This window comes from Actinoplanes sp. NPDC048791 (genome assembly GCF_040650095.1).
Classification (GTDB): Bacteria; Actinomycetota; Actinomycetes; order Mycobacteriales; family Micromonosporaceae; genus Actinoplanes.
In genome coordinates this window covers 1-19,360 of the sequence record NZ_JBEZGQ010000045.1, presented here as the reverse complement: position 1 = coordinate 19,360, position 19,360 = coordinate 1, and the positions used below count along the sequence as shown (strand labels likewise).

The 19,360-nt window shown below is 70.6% G+C and carries 21 protein-coding genes and 2 pseudogenes; 13 read left to right on the top strand and 10 right to left on the bottom strand.

Features of this window, described 5'->3' with window-relative positions; translation table 11 throughout:
• The 3 genes and pseudogenes from AB0C29_RS06155 to AB0C29_RS06145 all read left to right on the top strand — a co-directional run.
• Positions 1-229, top strand: a pseudogene (locus AB0C29_RS06155) (hypothetical protein); the annotation flags it as partial.
• Between the two features lie 6 nt (positions 230-235).
• A complete protein-coding gene (locus tag AB0C29_RS06150) occupies positions 236-550 on the top strand; it encodes a hypothetical protein (RefSeq protein WP_360815866.1) in 315 nt (104 codons plus the stop codon).
• Positions 543-1,793: an endo-1,4-beta-xylanase gene (locus tag AB0C29_RS06145; protein ID WP_360815863.1), complete on the top strand. Its 1,251-nt coding sequence runs from the start codon at positions 543-545 to the stop codon at positions 1,791-1,793. Before AB0C29_RS06150 ends, AB0C29_RS06145 begins: the two co-directional genes overlap by 8 nt.
• A gap of 5 nt (positions 1,794-1,798) precedes the next feature.
• Here AB0C29_RS06145 and AB0C29_RS06140 read toward each other — a convergent pair whose 3' ends face one another.
• Entirely contained in the window at positions 1,799-2,704 is a 906-nt protein-coding gene (locus AB0C29_RS06140; RefSeq protein ID WP_360815861.1) for an aminoglycoside phosphotransferase family protein, read from the bottom strand.
• Between the two features lie 391 nt (positions 2,705-3,095).
• Entirely contained in the window at positions 3,096-3,659 is a 564-nt protein-coding gene (locus tag AB0C29_RS06135) for a dihydrofolate reductase family protein (RefSeq protein ID WP_360815858.1), read from the bottom strand.
• 48 nt (positions 3,660-3,707) lie between these two features.
• Between AB0C29_RS06135 and AB0C29_RS06130 the strand changes: the two genes are divergently transcribed.
• Entirely contained in the window at positions 3,708-4,604 is an 897-nt protein-coding gene (locus AB0C29_RS06130; protein ID WP_360815855.1) for a sigma-70 family RNA polymerase sigma factor, read from the top strand.
• On the opposite strand, the gene AB0C29_RS06125 is transcribed toward AB0C29_RS06130, so the two are convergent.
• From AB0C29_RS06125 to AB0C29_RS06090, 8 genes are all read right to left on the bottom strand, one after another.
• A complete protein-coding gene (locus AB0C29_RS06125; protein WP_360815852.1) occupies positions 4,567-4,989 on the bottom strand; it encodes a hypothetical protein in 423 nt (140 codons plus the stop codon). The two genes, AB0C29_RS06130 and AB0C29_RS06125, sit on opposite strands and share 38 nt — an antisense overlap.
• Positions 4,990-5,161: 172 nt before the next feature.
• Complete coding sequence (locus AB0C29_RS06120) at positions 5,162-6,868, bottom strand: alpha/beta-hydrolase family protein (RefSeq protein WP_360815849.1); 1,707 nt, start codon at positions 6,866-6,868, stop codon at positions 5,162-5,164.
• An 87-nt stretch (positions 6,869-6,955) separates the two neighbouring features.
• Entirely contained in the window at positions 6,956-8,221 is a 1,266-nt protein-coding gene (locus AB0C29_RS06115; RefSeq protein ID WP_360815846.1) for an amidohydrolase, read from the bottom strand.
• A 53-nt stretch (positions 8,222-8,274) separates the two neighbouring features.
• Positions 8,275-8,514: a helix-turn-helix transcriptional regulator gene (locus tag AB0C29_RS06110; RefSeq protein ID WP_360815843.1), complete on the bottom strand. Its 240-nt coding sequence runs from the start codon at positions 8,512-8,514 to the stop codon at positions 8,275-8,277.
• 1 nt (position 8,515) lies between these two features.
• Entirely contained in the window at positions 8,516-9,094 is a 579-nt protein-coding gene (locus AB0C29_RS06105; RefSeq protein WP_360815841.1) for a DUF2975 domain-containing protein, read from the bottom strand.
• 81 nt (positions 9,095-9,175) lie between these two features.
• The gene (locus tag AB0C29_RS06100; protein WP_360815838.1) at positions 9,176-10,279 is read right to left on the bottom strand and encodes a trypsin-like peptidase domain-containing protein; all 1,104 of its coding nucleotides are present in this window, start codon (positions 10,277-10,279) and stop codon (positions 9,176-9,178) included.
• A gap of 49 nt (positions 10,280-10,328) precedes the next feature.
• Complete coding sequence (locus AB0C29_RS06095) at positions 10,329-10,829, bottom strand: hypothetical protein (protein WP_360815836.1); 501 nt, start codon at positions 10,827-10,829, stop codon at positions 10,329-10,331.
• Positions 10,826-10,975, bottom strand: a complete 150-nt coding sequence (locus tag AB0C29_RS06090) for a hypothetical protein (protein ID WP_360815833.1) — start codon at positions 10,973-10,975, stop codon at positions 10,826-10,828. Before AB0C29_RS06090 ends, AB0C29_RS06095 begins: the two co-directional genes overlap by 4 nt.
• A 232-nt stretch (positions 10,976-11,207) precedes the next feature.
• On the opposite strand from AB0C29_RS06090, the gene AB0C29_RS06085 reads away from it, so the two are divergent.
• The 9 genes and pseudogenes from AB0C29_RS06085 to AB0C29_RS06045 all read left to right on the top strand — a co-directional run.
• Positions 11,208-11,783 (top strand): DUF308 domain-containing protein, encoded by a 576-nt coding sequence (locus AB0C29_RS06085; protein ID WP_360815830.1) that lies wholly within the window; start codon positions 11,208-11,210, stop codon positions 11,781-11,783.
• Between the two features lie 280 nt (positions 11,784-12,063).
• Positions 12,064-13,398 carry a M20/M25/M40 family metallo-hydrolase gene (locus AB0C29_RS06080; RefSeq protein WP_360815827.1) on the top strand — a complete coding sequence of 445 codons (1,335 nt, stop codon included), beginning with the start codon at positions 12,064-12,066 and terminating at the stop codon, positions 13,396-13,398.
• The gene (locus AB0C29_RS06075; RefSeq protein ID WP_360815824.1) at positions 13,395-15,002 is read left to right on the top strand and encodes a TRAP transporter large permease subunit; all 1,608 of its coding nucleotides are present in this window, start codon (positions 13,395-13,397) and stop codon (positions 15,000-15,002) included. The genes AB0C29_RS06080 and AB0C29_RS06075 overlap by 4 nt, the downstream gene beginning before the upstream one ends.
• A gap of 25 nt (positions 15,003-15,027) precedes the next feature.
• On the top strand, positions 15,028-15,480 hold the full coding sequence (locus AB0C29_RS06070; protein WP_360815821.1) for a DUF6325 family protein: 453 nt from the start codon (positions 15,028-15,030) through the stop codon (positions 15,478-15,480).
• 16 nt (positions 15,481-15,496) lie between these two features.
• A complete protein-coding gene (locus tag AB0C29_RS06065; RefSeq protein ID WP_360815818.1) occupies positions 15,497-15,757 on the top strand; it encodes an SHOCT domain-containing protein in 261 nt (86 codons plus the stop codon).
• A 30-nt stretch (positions 15,758-15,787) separates the two neighbouring features.
• The gene (locus tag AB0C29_RS06060) at positions 15,788-17,581 is read left to right on the top strand and encodes an SLC13 family permease (RefSeq protein ID WP_360815815.1); all 1,794 of its coding nucleotides are present in this window, start codon (positions 15,788-15,790) and stop codon (positions 17,579-17,581) included.
• A 45-nt stretch (positions 17,582-17,626) separates the two neighbouring features.
• Positions 17,627-18,304: a DUF4253 domain-containing protein gene (locus AB0C29_RS06055; RefSeq protein ID WP_360815813.1), complete on the top strand. Its 678-nt coding sequence runs from the start codon at positions 17,627-17,629 to the stop codon at positions 18,302-18,304.
• A 97-nt stretch (positions 18,305-18,401) separates the two neighbouring features.
• On the top strand, positions 18,402-18,992 hold the full coding sequence (locus tag AB0C29_RS06050; protein ID WP_360815810.1) for a dihydrofolate reductase family protein: 591 nt from the start codon (positions 18,402-18,404) through the stop codon (positions 18,990-18,992).
• A pseudogene (locus tag AB0C29_RS06045) lies at positions 18,989-19,360 on the top strand (dihydrofolate reductase); the annotation flags it as partial. The gene AB0C29_RS06050 and the pseudogene AB0C29_RS06045, both read left to right, overlap by 4 nt.

Genomic DNA, 19,360 nt, shown 5'->3' with positions numbered 1-19,360 from the left:
CGCCGCCCCGGTTGAGCGTCGCCACGGCGACCGCGCCCAGCCTGCGCCACTCCGCGTTGATCTCATCCGCCCGCTGATCGTCACTGCGGCCGTGGGTGACGGCGTCCTGCCGGTCGGGGAGGAGCACGGCCTGCCACTGGTCCGCTTTCCGCTGGAGCGCACCGCCGACGCGCACCGGGCGGTGGAGCAGGGCACGGTCGGCAAGGTCCTGGTCGACGTCGCGTCCTGACGGCCGATGCCGGCACTCATCGAGGTCGTGACGGACATCCAGGCGACAGCCGGGGTGGTCTTCGAGCTGGAACTGGACATGGACGTCCACTCCGCCTCCCTGGCCGCGAGCCGCGCTCTCGTCCACGAGCACGTCTTCGAGGAGCTCGGCGGCGGGCGGACGCGGATGATCGACCGCATGACGGTCACCGCGCCGTTCGGTCCGCTCGGTGCTCTGGTGACCCGAGTGGTGCTCTCGCCGTATCTGCGACGGCTGCTCGAGCAGCGCGCGGCCCATATCAAGCAGCTCGCCGAGAATCAGGAGGAACGGGACAGTGCCTGACGAGAGCATGCAGCACCGGATCGGCGAGGTCACCCTCACCGTGCTCGGGCCGGACCGCCGGCCGTTGTCCGACCGGATCGTCACCGTGGCCCAGCAGCGGCACGCGTTCCCGTTCGGCAACATCGGGTTCGACTTCGTGAGCCTCGTCGGTGGTCCGCCGCCCGACGCGGCCGGCCCGGCCTTCGGCGGCGCGACGGCCCTGAACCTGGACCGGCTGGGCGACCTGTGGCTCAACCTGTTCAACACGGCGACCCTGCCGTTCTACTGGGGACCTTACGAGCCGCGGCGGGGCACGACCGACGTCGAACGGCTGACGCGAACCGCGCACTGGCTCGCCGACCGCGGCGTCACCGTCAAGGGTCACCCGCTGGTCTGGCACACGGTGCAGCCGCAGTGGCTGCTCGACCTGGACCTCGACGAGGTGGAACGGCTGCAGCGCACCCGGATCCGCGAGCTCGCCGGTGGCTTCGCCGGCGTGATCGACCTCTGGGACGCCATCAACGAGGCCGTGATCATGCCGGTCTTCACCAACGGGGACAACGCCATCACCCGGCTCGCCCGGTCCCGGGGCCGTATCGCCATGGTGCGGATGGCGTTCGAGGAGGCCCGCGCGGCCAATCCGGCGGTCACCCTGGTGCTCAACGACTTCGACCTCAGCTCGGCGTACGAGTGCCTGATCGAAGGGGTGCTCGAAGCCGGCATCCGGATCGACGCGATCGGGTTGCAGACCCACATGCACCAGGGGTACCGCGGTGAGGAGTACATGCGGGGCATGCTCGACCGGTTCGCCCGCTACGGCCTGCCGTTGCACCTGACCGAGAGCACCCTGGTGTCCGGGCACCTGATGCCGCCCGAGATCGTGGATCTCAACGACTACCAGGTCCCGGACTGGCCGACGACGCCCGAGGGGGAGGCCCGCCAGGCCGGCGAGATCGTCCGGCACTACCGGTCGCTGATGGCCCACCCGTCCGTCGCGTCGATCAACTACTGGGGGCTCACCGACGACGGCGCCTGGCTGGGCGCGCCGGTCGGGCTGGTGCGCGCGGACGGCAGCCGCAAGCCCTCGTACGACGCGCTGGAGGGCCTCATCAAGGGACAGTGGTGGCTGCCACCGACCGAGATGCGCACCGGCCCCGACGGCACAGTCGTGGTACGCGGCTTCTTCGGCGACTACACGGCGTCCGGCACCCCGTTCGCCATCCGTCCCGGCCAACCCACCGAGTCGGTGCACATCGACGAGTAGCTCGGTCAAAGGCCCTTCAGGACACGGTCGAGGGCCGACCGGCCTGCGGGCCCCCAGTTCGGCTTGCCGCCGGGCAGGCCACGCTCGCCGTTCTGGCCCATCAGCATCAGGAACAGACTCTTTAGGGCAGCCAGCCCACGGGCCCGCCGGACCGTCGCCTCGTCCACCCGGCCGTAGCTGTCGAAGAACCGCGAGGCACCTCCCTCGGGCAGCAGCAGCCAGGCAGCCCCGAGGTCCCAGGCCGGATCACCGGCGAAGAGCGCGCCGAAGTCGACGACACCCGCCAGCGTGCCGCCGGCGACGACGACGTTCGCCGGATGCAGGTCACCGTGCACCCATACCCGTGGACCCGGCCACTCCGGGGTCGCCACCGCGTCCTCCCACACGGCCCGGATGTCGTCCTCGGCAAGACCGGAGGCGTCGAGGTCCACGGCCGCCAGGAAGTGCTCGAACCCGCCCCCGGAGTCCTTGGGATGGGTGCCGAAGTCCGAGGCACCCGGCGCGTCGGCGGGCGCCTCCACGTGCAGCGCTCTGAGGAAGGCCGCCAACGTGTCGGCCGCATGGTCGCCACGGACGATCGTCCCCTCGTCCAGGGGCGTGCCGTCGACCCAGGTCATGACCGTCCACAGCTTGGGGAAGCGCTCGGACGGCGTGCCGTGGCGCACCGGGGCCGGGACCGGCAGCGGCAGGCGCGGGCCCAGCACCGGCAGCCAGCGGCGCTCCTTGAGCTGCGGATCGGGGCTCGTGTCCATCCGCTGCATCCGGACGACCAGGTCGTCCCCGAGGCGCCACATCTGGTTTCCCCAGCCGCCCGCCACCTCGCGGATGGGACGGTCGGCCAGGTCCGGATGCTGCTCGCGCAGCAGGTCGCGGACCAGATCTGCGCTGACCTCGATCTCCGGCTCGATCACGGGAAGTCACGGTACCCGGGCCTGGCGACCCGACCGGCGTGAGGCAAACGGTCGGTCACCGCTCTCACTCCGGCTGATCTCACTCCGGCTGAACTGACGGAGGCGTCCGTTGACGTCCGCGGTATCGGTCCGGTGCACGGCACGACGAGGAGACGCACGTGAAGGCTGTCGCCATCCAGGCGTTCGGGAAGCTCCGCCGCGGTGGCCCACTGCGGCCTGCGCCACGCGCACTTCGCCGCCGGCGAGTCGGTGCTGGTGCGCGGCGCGGCGGGCGGCATCGGCATCGGCATCGGCATCATGACGGTCCAGCTCGCCGCCCGCGGTGGTGCCGGTGCGGTGGCGGTCACGACGTCGTCGCCGGTCCGGGGCCTCCCCGCGGCCTCGGCCGCGTTCAACGGCGGACCTGGTACGTCAGGTGGCTGGCCTCCGGAGTGGCGACCGTCTCCAGGAGGTCGACCGGTGGACCGTGGCGGCCGTCGAAGAGGGCCGTACCCGAGCCCAGCAGCAGCGGCGCGATGTGCAGCCGCAGCCGGTCGACCAGCCCGGTGCGCAGCGCCTGCTGGATGGTCGACGCGCCGCCCATGATGTGGACCCGCCGGTCTCCGGCTGCCGCCGCGGCCGCGGCGATCGCAGCGGCGACTCCGCCGGTCACGAACTCGAAGGTGGTGTCGCCCTTGCGTACCGGCTCGTGCGGCCGGTGGGTGACCACGAAGACCGGCATCGCGTAGAAGCCGTCCTGACTTTCCCAGCCGTCGGTGTCGTCGTACACCTGGCGGCCGGTGATGACCGCACCGGACTGGGCCAACGTCGCCGCGCTGAGCCGGCGACCCTCGTCGTGGTGGAGCCAGGCGTGCACCCGCTCGCCGCCCCGGCCGTACCCGGGAAAGTCCTCGAGGTCGGGTCCGGTGATGAACCCGTCCATCGACATGGAGATGTCCGCTTCGATGATTGCCATACCCGGGTAGACGGGCGCGGGCCCGGAACTCTCCGGTATGAACGTGCTGTGGATGACGCGATGTTCGCCGAGCTGACGAGCCGGCACTATCGGGAGCTGCACGTGCACTGCTACCGGATGCTCGGTTCGTTCCACGCGGCTGAGGACCACGTGCAGGAGGTGTTCCTGCGGGCGTGGCGGTCCCGGGACCGGTTCGACGGACGTTCGAGCCCCAGGACCTGGCTGTACCGCATCGCCACCAACGCCTGCCTGGACACGCTGCGACGCGTCACGCCGAGGCTGCAGCCGTACCCGGACCAGCTGCTCGACGAGAAGCCCGGCCCGGAGGCGGCCGCTGTCGCCCGCGAGACGGTGTCGCTGGCGTTTCTCGCCGCGATCCAGTTGCTGCCGCCGCGTCAGCGTGCCGTCCTTCTGCTGCGCGATGTCATGTTGTGGTCGGCCGCTGAGGCGGCCGATCTCCTCGGCACGACGGTACGGGCGGCCAACAGCGCCCTGCACCGGGCCCGGACGACCATGCGCGAGCAGTGGCCGGACGGCCGGATGACGTGGGCCCCGGCCGGCGAGCCCGATGCGGCGCAGCGTGAACTGCTGACGCGGTACATCGCCGCGCATGAGCAGGCGGACCCGGAGGCGCTGATCGACCTGCTGGGCGAGGACATCCGCCTGACCATCGAGCCGGACGTCGGCGAGTGGACCGGCCGGCCCTCGGTCGCGCAGGCACTGCGCGAGGGCATGAACTCGCTCGGCCGGTGGCGGATGCTGGCCACTGCTGCCAACGGACGGCCCGCGGCCGGCGCCTACGTGCTGGCCGCGGGCGACACCGAGTTCCGTCCGTTCGGGCTCATCGTGCTGACCGTCGAGGCGAGCACCCTCACGGCGATCGACACGTTCGAGGACCCCGGGCTGTTCACCGCGTTCGGCCTGCCCGCAAGTCTTGCTTCATAGCGCGCCGAGCGTAGGCCTGCCGGGTCGCCGCCACCCCGGCGACCAGGGCGATGACCAGCCCGGTCCACTGGAGAAAGACTCCGATCCAGACGTCGAACGCGCCCGGATTCCCGAGGCGGCCCCAGACCGAACCCTCGATCAGGCCGCCGACGAACACGAACAGGGCCGCGAACGTGCCGACGAGCAGTGTCCAGCGCCGGGCCGCCAGGGCCAGGACCAGGATCGCGGCCGCGCCCAGGATGATCGGACCGGGCGGGATCTTCGGGAAGCCGGGCACACCGACCAGGAACTGGGTCAGGACACCGGCGCCGGCCACGATCAGGCCGGCCGCTAGCGCTGCACGTAGCGGCTTGACGGTGGAACCGGTGGGGCTGTTGCTGCTCATGTCGCCGTCTCCCTTGGGTCGCATTCGCGATTCACCGTCAGCCTCGTCGGCTACGGCCGGGACGGCATCCGCGTGGAGTGGGCCTTGCGCGTACGCAGATCTGCGTAGTGCGGCTGCTGGGTCAGTTCGTAGCCCCGCGCGATGTCTGCGGCGCGACGGCCGTGCCGGCCCATCAGCGGTAGGCGGCGATGATGTCGGTGAGGGCGGCGGTCCGCTCGACGGTCCACCCGTCGGGCGGCGCGATCGCCGCCCAGGCCGCCACGGGCATCGCCCCGAAGTTGTGGCCGTGCCCGGCCGGTACTCCGTTGGAGAACGCCATGTCGGCCGACACCTGCCAGAAGGTGACGAACGGGAACCAGCGCATGCTCGGCAGCACATCGGAGCCTCGGGGTTCGGCGAGCCAGCCGGGCCGGCGCACCATCAACCGTGGCGACCACCACGTGATCGGATCGGACGGGTACTGCAGGTAGACGACCCGGGGAACGTCCCACCGGGTCCGCGGTCGCGCGAGGTCAGCCGGGGTCGCGGCGAACCGGACGGTGACTCCGTTCTCGTAGACCGGCAGGACTTCGGCGCTGTCACGGTCGCGATCGGCGGAGAACTCGCTCCACAGCTGGTTGCGGCTCGGCGGGCCGACCAGCAGCATCCCGTCGGTGCGGTTGCGGATGTCCTCGGGGCCGCTGAACGCCGCCTCGGCGCCGAAGGACCCCAGACTCTCGCCGAAGACCAGCAGCTTGGGACGTTCGTCGCGCGGTAGCCGTGACCAGACCCCGTACACCTGGTCGAACAGGTCGCGGCCGGCTTCGCGGGCCCGGTCCTTGTCGACCAGGAAGGAGATGGGGCTGGGCAGGTACGAGTACTGCGTCGCGACCAGCGCGGTGTCTCCGTCGTACATGTACTCGAGCGGGTCGACCGCCTGCGCGTTGACCCAGCCGGTGCCGGTGGTCGTGATCACGCACAGCACCCGCCGCTGGAAAGCACCGGTGCGTTGCAGTTCCCGCACCGCGAGAGCGGCCCGCTCCCGCGACGTCGGCGCCGACTCCAGGCCCGCGTAGACCCGGATGGGCTCGCGCGGGTCGGGGCCGCCGAACCGTCGCAACTCGCCGCTGTCCGGGCCGCCGGCAATGAAGATGCGGCCCTGGTTGCCCAGCGATTCCCAGGAGATCAAGGATGCCGGACCGCCGGACCGCATCGCGTCGGCCGGGGCCGCCACGTCAGGTTGCGTCTCGCCGTTGAGGGCGCGGAAGGAACCGTCGGCGACGGTGAACAGACCGTCCAGGACAACGCCGTTGAGAGTGCCCAGCAGCAACACCACGACGACGATGGCGGCGACCACCCGGGCGGTCGCGGCCGGGATCCACCGGCCGAGCAGGGCAGCGAGCCTGCGGGAGGCGCGCCACACCAGCCGGCACAGGCCGATCAGGGCCACGGCAGTCACCGCGGCGATCGGCAACACGACGATGTAACCCACCCCGGGAGGCGATTCCATGCCCATCAGACGGTGGATCTCACGTTGCCACAGGGCACCGAGGAAGAGGAACGCCGCCACCGCGCACGCGGCCACCGCGGCGAGAATCTTCCAGGCCATGGTGGTGGCCGCGGGCAGTGGTCGCTCGACCGTGTGGCGCGCCAGCCAGACGGTCAGTACTCCGAATCCGTAACCGATCGCCGTCAGCAGGCCGCTGATCAGTCCCTGGAAGAGGTAGGTGCGGGGCAGCAGCGACGGGGTGAGCGACAGGCAGAAGAACGCGGCGGCGGTGATGAGGCCGACGTAGCCGTACCGGCGGCCGCGCAGCAGACGGCCCCACCTGCCGCCCGGCGCCGCGCTGTCGTCATTCTGATCCGGCGATGCGCCGGCCTCGCGCGTGGTCGTCGTCATCGCGCTCCTTCTGGAGGGCTGTCATGACGAGCGTGACCGCGGGCGCCGCGTGCCACATCCTCCGAGGCGGGTGAGCCGGCGCTGGTCTCACGGTGCTGACCGGCGGGGGCCGAGCCACACGCGCGCTGCGGCTACCAGGGCGGCCACGCCGATGCTCAGGGTCGGCTCGATGACCGGTGCGAACAGCGGGGAGTGGTTGGAGGGCAGCCGCGCCGATCGGGCCATCATGTCCGCGGGGCTGCCGGCCTCGGTGAAGTCCGCCGGATCCGCGCCGCCGAGGATCCAGTAGACGCACGGCGCGTCCGCCGCTGTCGCCAGCAACCCGACGTCCTCGCTCCCGGTGACCAGACCGGGATCCAGCACCCGGTCGGCGCCCCCGGCCACTGCCTCCAGAGCACCGCGGGTCCGCGCCACCCCGGCGGGGTCGTTCACCAACGCCGGGAAGCTGTCGAACAGCTCGACCGCCGGTTGCCGTTCCGCACCGGACGCGCTCGCCTCGGCTCGGACGATCCGCTCGATGGCGTCGAGCGTTCGCCGCCGCACCTGCGGATCGAACGTCCGCATGCTGATCAGCAGCTCCGCCTCGTCCGGCACGATGTTCTCCTTGGTGCCGGCCCGCAACGCGCCCACGGTGACCACGACGGCGTCGGTGGCGGCGACCTCCCGGGAGGCGATCGTCTGCAGGCGCAGCACCGTGGCCGCGGCCATCACCACCGGGTCGATAGTCGTCTCCGGCCGCGACCCGTGGCCCCCTTTGCCGTACAGCACGACGCGTATCGCGTCGGCCGCGGCGAACGCCGGGCCGGGCCGCACGGCGAGGAAACCGGCCGGCAGGGGTCCGACGTGCTGGCCCAGCACCACATCGGGCCGGCCGAACCGCTCGTAGAGCCCGTCGTCGAGCATCGCCTGCGCTCCCTGACCGATCTCCTCGGCCGGCTGGAAGACCGCCAGCACGGTGCCGCGCCACGACGACCGGTCCACGGACAGCCCTTGCAGCGCACCGAGCAGACAGGTCACGTGCATGTCGTGACCGCACGAATGCGCCACCGGGACGTCGTTGCCGTCACGGTCGACGCCTCGGGCGGCGCTCGCGTACGGCAGCCCGGTGCGCTCCAGCATCGGCAGCCCGTCCATGTCGGCGCGCATCAACACGGTCGGCCCGGCTCCGTTGCGGAGAACCCCGACGACGCCGGTACGTCCGACCCGCTCGGTGGTGTCGAACCCCATGTACCGCAGACGATGCGCCACTGTCGACGCGGTACGGAACTCGGCGAACGACAGTTCCGGATGCTGGTGCAAGTCGCGGTAGAGGTCGGCCGGCTCCACGGAATCACTCAGGCTGTTCGGCGTCATGGAGGCAACCTAGCCAGGAAGCCGTGCCGTGCCGTCGCCCTGACCGGGGGATGTTACGTCCGGCTGCCGGTCCGGTCGCTGACCTCGAGCAGGTCGCCGGGCTGGCAGTCGAGGGCGTCGCAGAGGGCGGTCAGGGTGCTGAAGCGGATCGCCTTGGCCCGGCCGTTCTTGAGGATCGACAGGTTGGCCAGGGTCAGGCCGACCCGGTCGGCGAGCTCGGTGAGGGTCAGGCCCTTGCGGGCGAGCAGGGCGTCGAGGTGCAGGACGACGCGGTGCTGTTCCTCCGGTGGCATCTCAGATGACCGTGTCGAGCTCGGCGCGCAGACCCCGGCCGTACCCGATGATCTGGGCGAATGCCAGCAGCAGGAGGCCGAGCATCAGCCACCAGACGCTGAGGGTGTAGTCGACCATCACCATCCGCGCGCCGGGCGGCACCACGGTGGCCGCCAGCAGATAGGCGGCAATGCTGCGGACGATCTCGGAGGCGGCGCCGGTGATCAGGACGACCACGCCGAGGCGGCGCAGGCCGGTTGCGGTGGCCTGGGTGAACGGCTGCGTGGCGGTGATGCGGTCGATGAGGCGCAGGGCGTACCAGATGATCGGCAGTGTGCCGACCGCCAGCGGGAGCGGACCCGAGAGCAGGTCGAGCACGGTCTGGTAGGCGGTCGGGTCCTGGATCGACACGCTCACGGCCTGGATGCGCAGCTCGGTGGACGGCTGCCCGACCGGCAGCGCCTTCGGCAGTATGTCGAAACGGCGGGTGGCCGGGCCGTCGAGCTGCAGGACCTGGCCGAGAATGGCCACGACGTCGGTCAGTATCAGCACCCAGAGAAAGCTGCGGATGCGGGCGAACGGGCGGTGGCGCGCGACCATGACCCATCTCCTTATCGATTATCGATGTATTGATAATCGATATCCTCGGCGGATCTGTCAAGGGGCGGCAGCCTTACGCGCTCACGGCCGCTCGCCGAGGGTCACCGTCGTACTGCCGGCGCGCCCACCTCGGACGTAGTCGACGACGAGCGGGTCGCCGACGCGTCTGGTGAGGGTCCGCAGGACGAGATCGTCCGGGCTGGAAACCGCAGCGCCGCCGACCTGGGTGATGATGTCGCCGGTACGCAGGCCGGCCCGGGCGGCCGGCCCGGACGGGGTCACGGCCTGCACGTACAGGCCGCCGGTGACGCCGAACCGGTCGGCCGCGCCGGACGGGAGCGGCGCGACGGAGATCCCCGCGTAGGCCGGGGTGAACCGTCCATCGGCGATGAGCTGGTCGGCCACCATGGTCGCCAGATCGACCGGAATGGCGAATCCGATGCCCACACTGCCGCCGCCGGCCTCGCCCACGGCGTTGGGCACTGTCGCGATGGCAGTGTTGACACCCACGAGGCGACCGGCGCAGTCGACCAGGGCGCCGCCGGAGTTGCCCGGATTGATGGCCGCGTCGGTCTGGATCGCGCCGGGCACGATCGCCGTTCTGCCACCCTCGGCCGGCAGTGGCACGTCACGTCCCAGCGCACTGATGATCCCGCTCGTGACGGTTCCGCTCAGTCCGAGCGGCGAACCGAGTGCCACGACCGGCTGACCCACCCGCAACGTCTTCGATCGGCCGATGGTGATCACCGGCAGCCCGGCCGGCGGACGGACCTTGACCACGGCCAGGTCCAGGGCGCCGGCGCGGCCGATCACCGTGGCGGGCCCGGACTGTCCGCCGGCGAACAACACGTCGATACCGCCCGCGACGGCCGGAGCGATGACGTGGTCGTTGGTCAGGATGTAGCCGCCGTCGCGGATCACCTGTCCGCTCCCGTTGCCCGCGGAGGAACTGCCCCGGACCGCCAGGGTGACCACTGCCGGAAGAACGGTGTCGGCGACGGTTTCCGCATTGCAGTGGGTGGACGTCGCGGCGGCGACCGGGGTCGCCTCCGGATCCTCCAGGCCGGTTGCGAGGTGCCCGATCAGCCCGCCGACCAGGCCGGCGACCAGGGCGATCCCGAGCGCGCAGGCCACGAACGTACGGAATCCGACGGTCGTGCGTGCAGGTACGTCAGGCGTTGCCATGACCTCTCCTCTGGCACGGTGGGCCGGCCGCAGCCCCGGCCGGGCGGGGTCAGCGCGAGTCCCGGCGGGCCTGTCGCCGCGCGCCGGTGGCCCTGGTGGATGCGTGCCTCTTGCGCAGGTCCGGAGAGTCCGGGCGGCGGTCGGTTCGCTGGGGCCCGAGGACGGTCCCGGGCCGCGACTTCGAGCGCGGCGGCGACGGCGCTCGCTGCTCCTGCCGGTCCTCGGCAACTCGTTCGGCCCGCAACGCCTCCGCGCTGACGCGCGCCGCTGCGGCCAGGTGCTGACTCACCGTGGCCAGAGCTTCCTCGAACACTTCCGCCTTGGCCCGCTTACGGGTGTTCTTCGGCCTGGCCTTTCCGCGGCCACCGACCTCACCGACCAGGGCGGCGGCCTGCCGTCGGTACACCTTGACGTGCTTGTTGCGTGCTCGGCGTATCCGGGTGTGCAACTCGACGAGTGCGTCCTCCTCCAGCTCGGCGAGCCGTGCCTGCTCGGTCTCCCGGAGCAGCGACAGCTCCGCCTCGGTAAGGGAACTCAGCAACGCTGTCATGTCGCATCCGTGACCGTCTCGCCGTTCCGGGCAGGGAACGAACGGCGGCAACCGGTCAGGTCAGACCGTCGCGAGCCCTTCGCGCGCTCGTCCGTCTTCATGGCCGTGTCGTGGTCGTCATGACCGACGACGATCAGTTCGGACATGGTGCCTCCTCGGGTGTCCGCGGTCATTGTCGCCATGCGTCCCGCTTCGCGGCGTCGCCCGCCAAGGGTGATTCGACGACAGCAGGGCCGGCCGGCCGGTCCTGTCCGGCCGGTGGATGGGCCGGGTCGCTCACCCCGTCCGGGTGAGACCGTTCGGAGATCTGCGGCCTAGCGTTGCGCCCGAGCGGATCGGTACCCCGCCGCCCGTCGACGAACGCGGGAGAGGGTTATCATGTCGAGTACGGAATCGAGCGACGGTACGGCCGAACCCGCGACTCTGCGATACGCCGAAGTCCGGAACTCCCGCACCTGGTCCGACGTCCTGGTCGGGGGAATCCTGGCCGGTACCGGGATTGTGGTCCTCGGCGATGTCGCCGCGGCGAGCACCTTCTCCACGCTGTTCCTGGGCTGGCTACTGGTGGCCGGCGGCGCGGTCGAGATCAGCACCTCGTTGCTGCTCCTCGGCCGGGGCGGCTTCTGGATCGGCATGCTCGGCGGCATCCTTTCCGTCGTCGCCGGAAGCGTTTTCCTCCGCCACCCCGATGCCACCCTGATCGTCCTGTCGCTGGCCATCGGTGCGGCCATGTTCGTCACCGGGATCACTCGGCTGGCCGCCGCGGTCCAGCAGCCCGAGGCGCGCATGGCCCTGGTGATCACCGGATCGCTGAGCCTGGCGCTCGGATTGCTGGTTTTCACCCAATGGCCGGCCTCGGCCCTGTGGCTGGTCGGCACGGTGCTCGGCATCCAACTGGTTGTCGACGGCGCGTCGTTGATCCTCCTCGGCCGGCCGCGGCCGTTACCTGCCTGACCGCCTGACCCCTCACCGCGGGGCGGGAGAGTTCCCGCCGCCGAGGAGGTCGGTACGGAGCACATTCACCCCGTACGGGTGAGGGCAGGGCACCACCGGATCGCCAAGCTGTGACCACCGATCCAGCCGGCGCAGCAGAAGCTGCTGCAACTGGGCGATGCCGCGCTGGTCCGCGGTTCGTCGGACAGGAGGAACTCGCCAGGCCCTGAAGTCTGAATCGAAGGGAGAGAACACCATGGACATCGCACCGAGAACCCGCCATGTCGATCCCGGTTTGCCCGTGCGTGTCGCGGAGCTCATGCCCGGCCTCGTCGAGGACCTCAAGCGGCTGACCAGCATTCCGTCGGTGGCCTCCGCCGGATTCCCCGCGGAGCCTCTGCTCGCCGCCCATGACTTCGTGATCGACCGGTTGCGCGACGCGGGGGTCGTCGCCATCGAGTCGTTGACGATCGAGGGCAAGACCGCGCCGGTCGTGGTGGCCGAGGTCGCGGCACCGCCCGGCGCGCCGACCGTCCTTCTCTACACCCACTACGACGTCGTGCCGGCCGGGGACGAATCGCTCTGGCACACCCCGCCGTTCGAGGCGGTGGAGAAGGACGGCGCCCTGTACGGCCGGGGCACCGCCGACTCCAAGGCCAACGTCATGAGCATCATCGGCGCGCTGAAGGTGTTCGGCGGCCGTCCCCCCGTCGGTGTGAAGGTCATCATCGAGGGGCAGGAGGAAGTAGGTAGCCCGTTCGACACGTACCCGCCGTCCGCACCGGAGCTGTTCCGCGCCGACGCCATGATCATCGCGGATGTCGGCAGCGTCCGGCCGGGCACGCCCACCCTGACCGTCGCCCTGCGCGGCTCCGCCCAGGTGGACGTCGAGATCCGCACCCTGGCGGGCGACAAGCACAGCGGCCAGTACGGGGGAGCGGCACCGGACGCCCGCATCGCGATGATCCACCTGCTGGCCTCCCTGCACGACGCGCAGGGTGATGTGGTGGTGCCGGGTCTGCGCCGCACGGAGTGGACCGGGGCCACGTACACCGACGAGGAGTTCCGGGAACTGGCCGAGATCGAGCCCGGAACGGCGACGATGGGCACCGGCGGGCTCGGCGAGCGCATCTGGTCAGGCCCGGCCGTCACCGTCATCGCTCTCGACGCGCCGTCGACGGCTGCCCCGATGAACGCGGTCGCGGCATTCTGCCGTGCTGTCCTCAATCTGCGCGTGCATCCGGAACAGGACGCGGCCGAGGCACAAGCCGCGCTGGTGCGATTCCTGAGCGCCCAACGCCCGTTCGGCATCGAGGCGGTCGTCACCGCCGGGGAGACAGGGAACGGCTTCGCCGCGACCCTGAACGGGCCCGGGTACGACGCCGCGACGGCCGCCCTGCGCGCGGCCTGGAACGCCGAACCGCAAACCATGGCCGGCGGCGGATCGATCCCCTTGGTCATGGCGCTGCACCAGGCCGTCCCGGCAGCCGAGATGCTGTTGTTCGGGGCCACCGACAGCTATGCCAACATCCACGCCCCCAACGAACGCGTCCTGCTGGACGAGTTCGCCAAGGCGGTGCTCGCGAAAGCCACGTTCTTCGTCGAATACGCCCGTCGCGCCGGCGGTGCGCCGTGAAGACCGATCGCGACGACCCGGCCGACCACGCGACAGACGTGGCGGCAACCGACAAGCCACCGCCCGAACCGCCGGGCCGGAAGCGCCGGTCGTTCCAGTTCCCCGGCGCGGTCACCGTCCTGGCCATCGTCACGGTGCTGGTCTGGCTCGCGGCGCTGCTCATCCCGTCGGGGCAGTACAGCACGGCCGAGGACGGCTCACCGATCGCCGGAACCTATCAACAGATCGACTCGCCGCTCTCCTTCGGCGAGCGGGTCCAGCAGCTGATCCTCTCGCCCATCAACGGCGTCTACGGCGTGCAGGAGGCCGTCGACGGTTTCGTCGACACCGACAACCTCGGACAGCTGTTCGGCTCGATCGGCGTGGTCGTGTTCATCCTCGCCCTCGGCGCGTTCATCTCGGTCAGCTTCGCCACCCGGAGCCTGGAGGTGGCGGTCAGTCAGCTGGCCACGAGGATGCGCAAGCGCGGCTGGCTGCTCATCGTCGTGATCATGACCCTGTTCTCCCTGCTCGGTTCCACGATGGGGTTCTCGGTCGAGACCTTCGGCTTCTACGCCCTGCTCATCCCGTTGATCACCGCCCTCGGCTACGACCGGATGGTGGCCGTCGGCACCATCCTGCTCAGCGCCCTGATCGGCAACATGGCTTCGACGGTCAACCCGTTCTCCATCGGGGTGGCCTCCGGCGAGGCCGGTGTCTCCATCGGAGACGGCATCGTGCTGCGGGTCGTGCTCTGGGTGCTGCTCACCGGGCTCGCCATCGGATACGTGCTGCGCTACGCCCGGCGGGTACGGCTGGATCCGACCCGGTCGCTGGTCACCGAGGACGACACGGCACGGCAAGCGGCCCTGGCGGAACCCGGCGAGGCGCTGCCCGACCGGCTGTCGAGAACCCAGCGATGGGTCCTGGCCATCACCGGACTCACGTTCGGTCTGCTGATCTTCTCGGTGATCCCGTGGTCGAGCCTGTTCGGCGGCAGCACCGGGCCGGCCGAGGACGAGCTGACCCACGAGACCGCTGCCGCGCCGTACTGGTTCGAGCTGAACTGGTGGTTCCCGCAGCTGGCGATGCTCTTCTTCCTCGCCGCGGTCGTCGTCGGGATCGTCGCCCGGATGGGGGAGGGCAGGATCATCACCCTGATCCAGCGGGGGATGGCCGACATGATCGGTCCCGCCATCGTCATCGCGCTGGCCCGCGGGGTGGCGGTCATCATGACCAACACCCAGACCCTGGACACAGTGCTGCACTACATGGAACGTGCGGTCGACGGCGCCTCGTCCAGCGGCTTCGCGATTCTGGTCGCCGTGGTCAACATGCCGCTCGCGTTCCTCATCCCGTCCTCCTCGGGACACGCCACCCTGGCGATGCCGCTACTGGCCCCGCTGGGTGACTTCGCCGGGGTCGATCGCGCCACCGTGATCACCGCGTTCCAGATGGGGCACGGCTGGATGTTGCTGTTCGCTCCCACCAACGCCGTGGTCGTCGGCGGTCTGGCGATCGCCGGTGTCGGCTACAACCGCTTCCTGCGCTTCATCGGGCCGTTCCTGGGCGTGTCGTTCGTCCTCATCTGCGTCGTCCTCGGTGTCGCCGCCGCGGTCACCTGACCGCTCATCGCAACCGGAGGTCCGCATGGCTCAGTCATCCGTCGCCGAGACAGCAACCACCGACGAGACCGGCCCGATCGACTACCTCATCCTCACGTTCGCCAGTGGGCACGCCGACGCCGGCGCCTTCGACACCCTGCGCCGGCTCGCCCGGCAGGACCTGATCCGGGTGCTCGATCTGGAGTTCGTGGCCCGAGGCGCCGACGGAACCGTCGCACTCATCGACCAGGCCGACGCCGTCGCGGCCGCCGACGGCGACCTGTCCGACTTCCTGGGATCGTCCTCCGGGCTCCTCGATGCCGACGACGTCGAACACGTCGGCGACATCATCGAACCCGGCAGCCTGGCGGCCATCGTCATCTACGAGAACGAGTGGCTCGTCGCTCTCGCCGCCGACCTGCGCCGGGCGGATGCTTCGGTCCTCACCACAGGTGCCGTGCCCCTGCACGAACTCGACGACGCGCTCAATCGCGCCTGAGAAGAAAGCTGCCGCCATGGGACTGTTGCGAAGGGCCGCGCGTACTGCCGTCATCGCGGGTACGGCCTCACACGTACACGGCCGGGTCGCCGCCCGGCAGCAGGGCCGGTGGGCCCAGCAGACGGCCGCGCCGCCGTCCGCCCCGGTGCAGGAGGCACCGGCCCGCGACACCGCGGCAATGATCGCGCAGCTCACCGAGCTGGGACGGCTGCGCGACGCGGGCGTGCTCACCGAGGCCGAGTTCGAGGTGCAGAAGGCCCGCGTCCTGCACGGCTGACCCAGGGAGGTGACGACGGTGGATCCAGCCGTGACAAGCCTGCTCGTCCTGGCCGCCGTCATCGCCGTGTTCGTCTGGAACCGGCTACCCGTGGGCGCGGTGGCCATCCTGACCGCACTCACCCTGTACGCGACCGGGATCCTGGACGCCGAAACCGCCCTCGCCGGATTCGGGGATCCGGTGGTCGTGTTCATCGCCTCGCTGTTCGTCGTGAGCGAGGGCATCGACGCGGCGGGTATCACCACCTGGGCCGGCCAGGCGCTCACCCGCCGGGTCGGTGGGAACCGCGTCCGGCTCCAGGTCGCCGTGATGGTGCTCTGCGCGGTGTTGACCGCGTTGATCACACCCAACGGCGCGGTGGCCGCGGTGCTGCCGATGGTCATCGTGCTGGCCGCCCGGGTGAAGGCAGCACCGTCGCAGATGCTGCTTCCGGTGGCGTTCGCCGCGCACGCCGGGTCTCTGCTGGCGTTGACCGGAAGTCCGGTCAACGTCATCGTCTCCGATGCCGCCCGCGACGCCGGCACGACCGGTTTCGGCTTCTTCAGCTATGCCGTCGTCGGCGTGCCGTTGCTGGCCGGCACCGTCCTGCTGGCAGTCGTGCTCGGTCCGCGCGTGCTGCCGTTCCGGGTCTCCCGCGACGTGCCACCGAATCTCGCCGAACATGCCCAGACCCTGGCCGACCACTACGACCTCACCGACGGCGTCTACCGCCTCCGCATCCGGGAGGGCTCACCGCTGGCCGGCACCGCATCCGACGGGCTCGACCTCACGGCGTATCCCGGGCTGACGCTGATCGCCTCCCAGTCACCCGACGAACCCACAACCCTGGTCCGGGGCCGGCTGCGCACCGACGACATCCTCGTCGTCGCCGGACCGTCCGAGCAGGTCAGCCGGCTCGTCGTCGACCAGGTCCTCACCGTCGGCCTGCGAGCGGCGCCGGCCGGCGGTGGCGGCCTGCTGAGCCGGGAACTCGGTGTGGTCGAGGTGGTCATCCCGCCGCGCTCGCCGCTGGTCGGTGAGACCGCCTACCCCGGCATGCTGCGCGGGCCCGACCTCGTCGTGCTCGCGGTCCAGCGGTACGGGCGCGATCGCGGACCCCGGCACACCCAGCTCGCGGAAGGCGACACCCTGCTCCTGCACGGCACCTGGGCCGTGATCGACGCTTTGAGCGAGGACCGCGACGTCCTGGTCGTCGACTCGCCGGACCTCATCCGGCGCCAGGCCGTGGCGATGGGCCCCCGGGCGAAGCGGGCCCTGGTGGTGCTGGCCGGCATGGTGGTGCTGCTCGCGTTCGGCATCGTCCCGGCTGCGATCGCCGGGTTGCTGGCGGCCACGACGATGGTCGTGCTGCGCGTCGTCACTGTTCAGCAGGCCTACCGATCCGTCTCCTGGCAGACCGTGGTACTCATCGGCGGGCTGATTCCGCTGTCCACCGCCATCAAGGAGACGGGCGCGGCCGACCTGATCGCGGGTGTCCTCATCGACGCGGTGGGCGCCGGGCGTCCGTACCTCCTGCTGGTCGGCCTTTTCCTGCTCACGGCCGCGCTCGGCCAGGTGATCAGCAATACGGCGACGGCCCTGATCCTCGTGCCGGTGGCGCTGAGCGCGGCGGTGGAGACCGGGGTGTCACCCCAGCCGGTGCTCATGCTGATCGCGGTGGCCGGCGCGGCGTCGTTCCTCACCCCGATCGCCACCCCGGCGAACATGATGGTGATGGGTCCGGGCGGTTACCGGTTCGGTGACTACTGGAAGCTCGGCCTGCCCGTGATGGCGTTGTGGCTGGTGGTCGCCGTCGGTGTCATCCCGCTGGTCTGGCCGTTCTGACGTCTCGGCGGACCGACCATCGCGGTCCTTGGCTACCTTGACGTGGTGGACAAGATCCTTCGAGCCGCCGGGCTCGAGAACCTTCCGGCGCAACAGGTACGCATCCACGACGAGACGGTGATCGTGGTCCGCCCGGCCGGCGACGCCCAGCAGTTGCTGCACGCCGCACGCGCCGCCCTCCCGGACCACAATCCCGTGCTGGCTTTCGAAAGCGACGCGGTCCTGGATCCCGACTTCCACCACGACCGCAGCCCGAGCGACCTGATCGCCTGGGCCCGGACCGCCGACGTTGATGCCGAACTGGGCCGCCTGCACAGTTTCAACCACCCCGACCAGGAGTTGCTGGGCACCGGCGACGAGGGCTACTTCCTCGACGGCTACGACGTGACCGGGTACGGGGATCCGGAACTGCTGGTCATCCTGCCCCGTCCGGAGCCGTGGGCCGCCTTCGCCTACCTGGATCCGTACGGCGGGTGGGGCACCCCGGGCGACCTGCTGCTGGCCGTAGCCCGCCGATGGCACGAGCGGTACGGCGCCGCCCCGACCACGATCGGACTGGCCAACGGCTTCACGGTGCCCCGGCCGCCGACGGACCCGGCTGACGCCGAGCGGCTGGCACTCGAACACGTGGCGACAGCGGGGCTGACCGCGCGGACCACGGTGCGGGCCTATGCCCGGGCCCTTCGCGAGCTGAACCAATGGTGTCTCTACAACCGTCCGTAACTCTTGGCGGAGAAGCGGTGGATCGCGTACGCCGTGCTGTCGTCAGGATGCCGGATTCGTTCAAGGCGGCAGCCGAGAGCGTGCCTAGCCTCGAGTCATGACACGGATCATCCTGTACATGGCGATGTCGCTGGACGGATTCATCACCGGCCCCGGCGACAACGAGCAGAGTCCGGCCGGTGAGGGCGGCATGCGGCTGATGGAGTGGCTCGGCCCCGGACCCACGATCGACGAGTTCCGGCCGAGCAGCAGCGCCAGCCGGATCGTGTTCGACGAGTCGATGGCGACCGGCGCCGTCATCACCGGGCGGCGGACCGGTGACTTCGCCGGTTACTGGGGCGGCGACCATCACGACGGGGTGCCGATCTTCGTGCCCACCCACCGGGCTCCGGCCGACAACCCGTACGAGCGGGTGCACTACGTGACCGAGGGCATCGCGGCGTGCGTGGAGCAGGCCAAGGCGGCTGCGAACGGCCGGGACGTCATGATGCACGGTGCCTACACCGCCCAGGAGTGCCTGAAGGCCGGACTGCTCGACGTGATCGAGATCCAGCTCATGCCGGTCCTCCTCGGCCAGGGCCGGCTGCTGTTCGAGGGTCTGCCGGCCGACCACATCGAACTCGACCTGGTCCGGACGTTGGAAGCGCCGAAGACCCTGCACCTGCGCTACGAGGTGAGGCGAGGATGAGCGGCCCGATCCGGCTCTACATGTCCATGTCGCTCGACGGTTTCATCACCGGGCCGGACGACCGGAAAGGCGTGGGCCTGGGCCGCAACGGCGGGCGGCTGTTCAACTGGCTCGACGACCGCATGTCCGACGGGCCCAGTGGCCGGGTATTCCAGGAGGCCATGGCGACCGGGGCGGTGATCGCGGGACGGCGTACCTTCGAGCTCGCCGACCGTTGGCAGGGCGATCACCATGACGGCGTACGGATCAATGTCCTGACCCGGCACATCGACGAGGGTGACGAACCGCCCGGCGACACCCGGTTCTTCTCCGATGTCGCCGCCTGCGCGGCGGAGGCGCGCGCCGCGGCGGGCGACCGCGCGGTGCTG

Bases quoted from the DNA above. Each gene is read 5' to 3' on its own strand.
- AB0C29_RS06150 (WP_360815866.1), top strand. From the start codon at position 236: ATGCCGGCACTCATCGAGGTCGTGACGGACATCCAGGCGACAGCCGGG.
- AB0C29_RS06135 (WP_360815858.1), bottom strand. From the start codon at position 3,659: ATGGCAATCATCGAAGCGGACATCTCCATGTCGATGGACGGGTTCATC.
- AB0C29_RS06125 (WP_360815852.1), bottom strand. From the start codon at position 4,989: ATGAGCAGCAACAGCCCCACCGGTTCCACCGTCAAGCCGCTACGTGCA.
- AB0C29_RS06120 (WP_360815849.1), bottom strand. From the start codon at position 6,868: ATGACGACGACCACGCGCGAGGCCGGCGCATCGCCGGATCAGAATGAC.
- AB0C29_RS06115 (WP_360815846.1), bottom strand. From the start codon at position 8,221: ATGACGCCGAACAGCCTGAGTGATTCCGTGGAGCCGGCCGACCTCTAC.
- AB0C29_RS06110 (WP_360815843.1), bottom strand. From the start codon at position 8,514: ATGCCACCGGAGGAACAGCACCGCGTCGTCCTGCACCTCGACGCCCTG.
- AB0C29_RS06105 (WP_360815841.1), bottom strand. From the start codon at position 9,094: ATGGTCGCGCGCCACCGCCCGTTCGCCCGCATCCGCAGCTTTCTCTGG.
- AB0C29_RS06100 (WP_360815838.1), bottom strand. From the start codon at position 10,279: ATGGCAACGCCTGACGTACCTGCACGCACGACCGTCGGATTCCGTACG.
- AB0C29_RS06095 (WP_360815836.1), bottom strand. From the start codon at position 10,829: ATGACAGCGTTGCTGAGTTCCCTTACCGAGGCGGAGCTGTCGCTGCTC.
- AB0C29_RS06090 (WP_360815833.1), bottom strand. From the start codon at position 10,975: ATGTCCGAACTGATCGTCGTCGGTCATGACGACCACGACACGGCCATG.
- AB0C29_RS06085 (WP_360815830.1), top strand. From the start codon at position 11,208: ATGTCGAGTACGGAATCGAGCGACGGTACGGCCGAACCCGCGACTCTG.
- AB0C29_RS06070 (WP_360815821.1), top strand. From the start codon at position 15,028: ATGGCTCAGTCATCCGTCGCCGAGACAGCAACCACCGACGAGACCGGC.
- AB0C29_RS06065 (WP_360815818.1), top strand. From the start codon at position 15,497: ATGGGACTGTTGCGAAGGGCCGCGCGTACTGCCGTCATCGCGGGTACG.
- AB0C29_RS06050 (WP_360815810.1), top strand. From the start codon at position 18,402: ATGACACGGATCATCCTGTACATGGCGATGTCGCTGGACGGATTCATC.